Below are 5,480 nucleotides of genomic sequence, written 5' to 3' on the forward strand. Positions count from 1 at the left end.
CCCCCAGTGAATCGGCGTAGATGATGGCATCGGGCGCATCGCGCACGAGCGTCCGGTAGAATCGATCGATAGCCGGGTTCACAGCACCGCTTCCTGATAGTCGATCTCGATGGTGGCGTCTCGGCCAGGTTTGGCTCGCGCAACGTTGAAGAGCCAAGTAAATGCCACAGTGATCACCAAGTTGATGACAAGCGATGAAAGTGCTGCGTAGCAAGGGATCGTAAGGCCACCGATGTGGAGCGGATACACCGACGTGGAGAACCCGAGCGACGCCACCATCGCAGTCCCCGCAACAATCCCCGCTGCCCACCCGATCAACAACGCGTGCCGGTGCAGCCAGCCGGTATAGAGCCCAAGGACAACGGCCGGCAGGGTCTGGATAATCCAAACGCCTCCCAAAAGCTGCAGCTGAATTGCATATTTCTGCGGTAAAAACAGGATGAAAGCGAGCGCCCCAAACTTTACGACCAGAGACGCAAGCTTGGCGATCTTTGACTCCTGCGCCTTGGTGCAGTTCGGTTGGAAATAGACCCGATGGATGTTACGCGTATACAGGTTAGCCGTTGCGATCGACATGATCGCTGCGGGAACGAGGGCGCCAATTGCGATGGCAGCGAAGGCAAAACCCACGAACCAGGACGGGAACGTCGCGAGAAACAAGGCGGGCACCGCGAAATTTGGACCGTACTGCTTAAAGTAGGATGCAAAGGCTGGCATATCACCGACATGAGCCGCGATCGCCATATAGCCAAGCAAGGCGATCAGGCCCAGGAGAAAAGTGTAGGCTGGCAAGAGGGCGGAATTACGCATGATGGCGCGCCGGCTGCTGGCGCTCAAGACGCCAGTCACCGAGTGCGGATAGAGGAAAAGCGCAAAGGCTGAACCCAACGCCAGTGTGGCGTAAGCGCTGTAGGAGCCAAACGAACCGCCGGGAGGCTCTGGAAGGATGAGCTTGCCCGCGGGTACGCTCGCAAATATCTTGCCGTACCCGCCGAGCTCGATCGGGATCACAACGATGGCCGTGAGCACCGTCGCATAAATAAGAAGGTCCTTTACCACCGCGATCACCGCGGGCGCGCGAAGCCCGCTCGTATAAGTAAATGCTGCAAGAATTACGAATGCAATGACGAGCGGCAGGTCGCTGACGAAACCCGTCCCTGAAATGCCCATCCCGGCCAGCACGACTTGAATGCCCACGAGCTGAAGGGCGATGTACGGCATGGTGGCAAAAATGCCGGTCACTGCGACAGCAAGTGCGAGCGGCTGGCTGTCGAATCGGCCACGCACAAAATCCGAGGCGGTGACATAGCCGTGCTTCTGGGCAACTGACCAAAGGCGGGGAAACACGACGAAGACGAAGGGGTAAACGATTATGGTGTACGGAAGCGCAAAGAATCCAATCGCGCCCGCGCCAAAGACGAGTGCCGGTACGGCGACGAAAGTGTAGGCCGTGTAAAGGTCGCCACCGAGGAGAAACCAGGTGATAAACGTACCTAGTCGCCGACCGGCAAGACCCCATTCATCGATGAGATCGAGATCGCCACGCCGCCAATGACTGGCAATAAAGCCAAGCACTGTCACCAAGGCGAAGAGCGCAATGAATACAGTAAATGCAATCCAGTTCATGGCGTGCTTCCTCTCAAATACTTCACTCGCGCCGCGCTTGTTCTTGCCAGACCGGTTTCGGTCGTGGAGTTGCTTTGAAATAGACGAGTGCAGTCACAAATGCGCTGATGACAACCCACAAGAACTGATACCAAAAGAAGAATGGAATTCCCCCTATCTGCGGGTCAACGCGATTGAAGAACGGTACCCACAAGACGCCGATGAACGGCACAAGCAATAAAATGAGCCACCATTGCGTTGGTTTGTGATCATGAGACATGACACTGTTTCTTTTCTCCTGACTATCGATGGTTCGACGTAGTTTCTCTATAGCCATCAACTCAAAACCTAGTCGCCGACGGATATCAACGGTGGCTTTTATTGTTGATTGTTATCGCTGCACTACGAGCTAAGCCAACGTACACAATCCAATCGCGCAGTGCCTCGGTCATAATTATTGCGCTTGCGCAATGTTTTTAGTTGGGACGTTCAAGCCACGGCGCTGCAGGCCTTCGATGAAGACGGGGGCGACATTTGCACGCGGCCCTTTCTTAGCCGAGGATCATCGCGATCCTCAGCGGATGGCAGCGAGGAGATGATGATTGATCTGCAACGCACGGGGGGCTCGGGACCTAATGCCACTTCACCTTGGCCAAGAGGCCGTCGCAGTCGGCAGTGCCATCCAGGCAAACGATGTCCTACTCCCGGGTTACCGCGACAATGCTGCGCCGTTGTGGCGCGGTGTGACCATGGAAAACACCCTGCTGTCTTGGGGCGGTGACGAGCGCGGCAGCCACCGGGCGGGACCGGTCCAAGACTTTCCGTTTTGCATCCCGGTCGGATCGAAGGCTCCGCACCGCCTACGCCTTCAAATATCGCAAGCAACCACGCGTAGCGGTTTGCATGCTTGGTGACGGGAGCCCGAAAGGCGATGTGTGGGAGGACGATGAAATTCGCCGGTGCAGCGAAATTGCCCGTTGTGTTCGTAGTCAACAATAAGCAATGGGTTTTCGGTGCCGCTCAAGTAGCAGACGGCATCGCAGATACTGGCGCAAAACCATCGCAGCTGGATTTCGCGGCGAGCAGGTCGACGGCAACGACATTTTTGCCATGCGCCGTTGCGGCCGCGGCGATTGCGTCGGCTCGAGCCGGAGAAGGGCCGCGACTCATCGAGGCTGTCATTCATCGACACGGCGGCCACACCACGGCAGACGATGCGTCGCGCTACCGCCGGAACAAGAAGTCAAGGAGGCCTGGAAGCCGAAACCGATCGTGCATGTCCTACCAGAATCGAACCGTAAGCGCCTCAACGGTTAACCTAACCTTCGACAGGTCAGCCAAGGGAGCGCTCACCACGATGGGCTGGTTCTGTAGGTAGGATGCTAAGCAACCAAGGGAACGGGGCGCGTTTCCTGTATCACGTCACGTCGATGTGCGCCGGTGCCAGACCGTCGCAACATGACGATTTCGCTCAATGTCGCGAGTGCAATCTCGTCGGGAGTTCGCGCATGAAAATCGAGGCCGGCCGGTGCATAGACCTTTCTCAGGTCCTCTTCGCTAAAACCTCGTCCGCGCAAATAATCCATAACCAGCTTGGACCGCCTGCGACTGGCGATGAGTGCAATGTAGCACACCGGGGACCGCAGGCAGCGATCCATCGATTGATGATCACCTTTGTGCTGAGTTGCAACCACGACATAATCATCTGGCCCCGGCGCAAGCCGATCGTACGACAGATCGTCCGGAAGGAGACGGGAAGCTGTCGGATAGCGCTCACGGTCGGCCATCGGGTCGTCCACCACGACCTCGAAATCCATCATGGCGCCCATTGCGCAAAGACTCTCGGCCACCCGTCCATGTCCGAGGATCCACAGCGTTGGCTTAGGCAGCGCCGGCTCGACATAGACTCGCATGCTGCCGCCGCAGGGCATGCCGGTGCCAAGGACTTCATCATTCAAGTCCAGATCGATAATCTCGCTTTCGCCACTGGCCATACAGTCGAGCGCGGTGTGACACACGGTTGATTCGGCACAACCCCCGCCGACCCATCCCGCAACCACCCGGCCATCTTGGGCCACAACTGCCTTCGCGCCAGTTTTCGCAGAAACGGAGCCGGCGGTTTCGACGACGGTTGCCAACGCAAATGGCTGCTTCGCATCCCGCAGAGTCCGCATCACGTCCAGAATATCGGTCGCGGCGCCGGGCGCCACAGGAGCGTTGGACGAATTGACTTTTATCAGGTCTGTCATCGTTAGATTCCTAACCCCGTTCAACGAGGGAATTACCCAGCCGGAAGCGGGCGTTTCGAGCTATACGGAGCAGCCGCATCCACCTCAAGGTTGGTGCTCTTGGTTCCGGCGTGCGGAGGATCGCAATGATCGCCAGCACGATATAGACCATGACCAATGCGCCAATATACATATAAGCATCCTTGACGCCGTAGGCCCGCAGAATCTGGCCCGCGCAATGGGGATGCCGCTCCTCCATGGAGACCGCCCGCGCCAGAGCGCCAATCGTGTATTTTATTGACCCTTTCGACGAATGCCGCACCCGCGATCAACATTGCCGGGACGCAATGATCACGCGCAGGACTCTGCGCCAAGCGCGCAGTTATGTTGGATTGTTTAGGAACGAAAGCCACTAGCGAGCCGCGTAGAGCGCAGAGGAACTAGCATCAAATCCCAGTGACCTTGTAGAGCAGTTGATCTATATCAATAGAACGACGGTGCGACCTCCGGCGGGGAGTGAAAGCCCGGCCACCTGGACTCATGCCGGTCGAATCCGCCGCGCTGTGCAGGAAAAACGCCGGGGACTTTGAAATCGCGTTCCTTGATCAGCTGCGGGTGACAAACCGGCAATGGTTCGATCGGATCCAATCGGAGGTCGACCTGGCGTCCGAACTTGCTTCGAAACTGACCGCGGCCCGCTCGATCACTGAATTGGAAGCATGCCTACAATGGACGACACGGCAGTTTGAGGTGATTGCGGAAGACCTCGTCGACGCTCAAAATCTCGCAGAGACGGGCGCGCGGCTGTTATCTGGCGCTTGGCTAATCGACTGTAATGCAGAAACACCTAATGCGTCAAAAGAACTACTGCATTTCGTTGAACTCGCAATCCATCCAGCCGGTGGTCGGTCTCGGCCGCGACCTAAACCCTAACAGATCCGCAACTTCTCTTGCGCACACGATTTGTGATAGCATCGACTTTACCCTTTGAAAGGAGCCAGTTCATGAAAGCGTTTCTCACCGCTTTTTTTGCCGCCATCATCGCCGCGGTGATCAGTGGCGTAGTTTTGAGCAATATGAACACCCCTGCGGACGAGGCATTCTCGCAGCCGAGCAGTGTGCGGCTCGGCGCGTAAATGCCTATCTGTCGAATCGACGCCGAGAAGTCTGACTGGTTGCAAGACGGGACGGCGGTCACCTCCTCTGACAATTCCAGTAATTCGTCGTCTGCGTCAGCGACGAGGCGATGACGCCTGCGTCGTCTTTGCAGGTGCCTGACCGTCGATTTCGCAAACCGCGCGCGACTCAGAGAGGGAGGGTTTCGGTCAGGTCGAGAGAACGCTCCAACTCTCGCGATCATCGTCCGCTCACCTCCTTCACGGGCACCGCCCTCGCAAGCACCAGCTCTGCTATACCGGCAATGTCGTCCAGCGCAATTACCGGCACCCGAGCCTGCGGCAGTCGGGCGACGATGCACGGGTCCTCCCGATGGATCAGCGGCTTGCCGTTTCCGTGCGCTAAATCTGGAGTTTCGGAAGCGCATGGCGCTTCGCGTAAGTCGCCCGCCAGTCCGTCCAATCGGACGCTTTTGACCGAACTGATCTTGCCGTTATTCTGCAGGCGTTGCCACCGGCCGCGTCTTCGAAC

7 protein-coding genes and 1 pseudogene are annotated in these 5,480 nt (G+C 57.5%); 4 read left to right on the forward strand and 4 right to left on the reverse strand.

The genetic code is table 11. The features are described 5' to 3' along the window. Positions 1 to 78: 78 nt before the first annotated feature. Positions 79 to 1,626, reverse strand: a complete 1,548-nt coding sequence (gene mctP, locus WB528_RS04525) for a monocarboxylate uptake permease MctP (protein WP_423887234.1) — start codon at positions 1,624 to 1,626, stop codon at positions 79 to 81. 22 nt (positions 1,627 to 1,648) lie between these two features. Then, the gene (locus WB528_RS04530) at positions 1,649 to 1,885 is read right to left on the reverse strand and encodes a DUF3311 domain-containing protein (RefSeq protein ID WP_423887235.1); all 237 of its coding nucleotides are present in this window, start codon (positions 1,883 to 1,885) and stop codon (positions 1,649 to 1,651) included. 355 nt (positions 1,886 to 2,240) lie between these two features. Here WB528_RS04530 and WB528_RS04535 point away from each other — a divergent pair, with 355 nt between their 5' ends. After that, on the forward strand, positions 2,241 to 2,519 hold the full coding sequence (locus tag WB528_RS04535; protein WP_423887236.1) for a thiamine pyrophosphate-dependent enzyme: 279 nt from the start codon (positions 2,241 to 2,243) through the stop codon (positions 2,517 to 2,519). Positions 2,520 to 2,551: 32 nt separating this feature from the next. Further along, entirely contained in the window at positions 2,552 to 2,983 is a 432-nt protein-coding gene (locus WB528_RS04540; RefSeq protein ID WP_423887237.1) for a thiamine pyrophosphate-dependent enzyme, read from the forward strand. 4 nt (positions 2,984 to 2,987) lie between these two features. Here the strand turns inward: WB528_RS04540 and WB528_RS04545 are convergent, their stop codons facing one another. Further along, positions 2,988 to 3,854: an XdhC family protein gene (locus WB528_RS04545; protein WP_423887238.1), complete on the reverse strand. Its 867-nt coding sequence runs from the start codon at positions 3,852 to 3,854 to the stop codon at positions 2,988 to 2,990. 519 nt (positions 3,855 to 4,373) lie between these two features. Between WB528_RS04545 and WB528_RS04550 the strand changes: the two genes are divergently transcribed. After that, on the forward strand, positions 4,374 to 4,766 hold the full coding sequence (locus WB528_RS04550) for a hypothetical protein (protein ID WP_423887239.1): 393 nt from the start codon (positions 4,374 to 4,376) through the stop codon (positions 4,764 to 4,766). A 71-nt stretch (positions 4,767 to 4,837) separates the two neighbouring features. Next, positions 4,838 to 4,969, forward strand: coding sequence for a hypothetical protein (locus WB528_RS04555; RefSeq protein WP_423887240.1), 132 nt, complete (start codon positions 4,838 to 4,840; stop codon positions 4,967 to 4,969). A 220-nt stretch (positions 4,970 to 5,189) separates the two neighbouring features. Here the strand turns inward: WB528_RS04555 and WB528_RS04560 are convergent. Then, positions 5,190 to 5,480: pseudogene (locus tag WB528_RS04560) on the reverse strand (hypothetical protein); the annotation flags it as partial.

Source organism: Bradyrhizobium sp. (assembly GCF_049586575.1).
Classification (GTDB): Bacteria; Pseudomonadota; Alphaproteobacteria; order Rhizobiales; family Xanthobacteraceae; genus Bradyrhizobium.

Bases quoted from the DNA above. Each gene is read 5' to 3' on its own strand.
- mctP (WP_423887234.1), bottom strand. From the start codon at position 1,626: ATGAACTGGATTGCATTTACTGTATTCATTGCGCTCTTCGCCTTGGTG.
- WB528_RS04530 (WP_423887235.1), bottom strand. From the start codon at position 1,885: ATGTCTCATGATCACAAACCAACGCAATGGTGGCTCATTTTATTGCTT.
- WB528_RS04535 (WP_423887236.1), top strand. From the start codon at position 2,241: ATGCCACTTCACCTTGGCCAAGAGGCCGTCGCAGTCGGCAGTGCCATC.
- WB528_RS04540 (WP_423887237.1), top strand. From the start codon at position 2,552: ATGAAATTCGCCGGTGCAGCGAAATTGCCCGTTGTGTTCGTAGTCAAC.
- WB528_RS04545 (WP_423887238.1), bottom strand. From the start codon at position 3,854: ATGACAGACCTGATAAAAGTCAATTCGTCCAACGCTCCTGTGGCGCCC.
- WB528_RS04550 (WP_423887239.1), top strand. From the start codon at position 4,374: ATGCCGGTCGAATCCGCCGCGCTGTGCAGGAAAAACGCCGGGGACTTT.
- WB528_RS04555 (WP_423887240.1), top strand. From the start codon at position 4,838: ATGAAAGCGTTTCTCACCGCTTTTTTTGCCGCCATCATCGCCGCGGTG.